The sequence below is a fragment of the Cognatundibacterium luofuense genome (assembly GCF_018139685.1).
In the GTDB taxonomy this organism is placed as follows: domain Bacteria; phylum Pseudomonadota; class Gammaproteobacteria; order Burkholderiales; family Burkholderiaceae_D; genus Undibacterium; species Undibacterium luofuense.
Genome location: NZ_JAGSPN010000568.1, coordinates 1 through 294, shown reverse-complemented (window position 1 = coordinate 294; position 294 = coordinate 1). Strand labels below are relative to the sequence as shown.

The window sequence follows — 294 nt, the reverse complement described above, 5'->3', positions numbered from 1 at the left end:
GTGCATGCTGCAAATGGCTATCTGTTACAGCAATTCATGGCGACCAACAGCAATCTGCGTACAGATGCCTATGGTGGCAGCCTGGAAAACCGTGCACGTCTGACACTGGAAGCCGTCGATGCAGCCATTGCTGAAATCGGTGCCGACCGGGTGGGGGTACGGATTTCACCTAACTTTGTCGCACATGGCATCGCCGATACCGAAGCAGAAGTGATGGCCTTGTACCTGGCACGCGAATTCAGCCGTCGACAAATCGCCTATCTGCACATTGCAGAACCTGACTGGGCTGGTGGT

Annotated in this window: 1 protein-coding gene; it reads left to right on the top strand. The window is 54.8% G+C overall.

The window, feature by feature from the left end; all coding sequences use genetic code 11:
• Window positions 1–294: oxidoreductase (locus tag KDM89_RS21670; RefSeq protein ID WP_463322648.1), on the top strand; the 294-nt coding region annotated here is incomplete at both ends.